Genomic DNA, 299 nt, shown 5'->3' on the forward strand with positions numbered 1-299 from the left:
GTCCACCGGCGTTCGGCATGATGGGGCGGTGGACATCGTCATCGCCGGCTGCGGCGACCTCGGGATCGAGACCGGCCTTCGCTTCGCCGCCGCCGGGCACCGCGTGGTCGGACTCCGGCGGCGGGGCGAGCTGGTCCCGGCCCCGCTCACCGGGCGGAGCGTCGACCTGCGCCGGTCGGTCCCGGAGATCCCGGCGAGCACGGCGGTGGTGGTCGTGGCCGTCGCCGCGGGGAGCCGCGACGTGGACGAGTACCGCGCGACGTACGTCGACGGGCTGCGGAACGTCCTGGACGGCATCG

At 75.9% G+C, this 299-nt stretch carries 1 pseudogene; it reads left to right on the forward strand.

Annotated features, from left to right (window positions below):
• Positions 1-28 precede the first annotated feature (28 nt).
• A pseudogene (locus tag BIV01_RS17525) lies at positions 29-299 on the forward strand (SDR family NAD(P)-dependent oxidoreductase); the annotation flags it as partial.

Source organism: Curtobacterium sp. MCBA15_013, assembly GCF_001865095.1.
In the GTDB taxonomy this organism is placed as follows: Bacteria; Actinomycetota; Actinomycetes; order Actinomycetales; family Microbacteriaceae; genus Curtobacterium.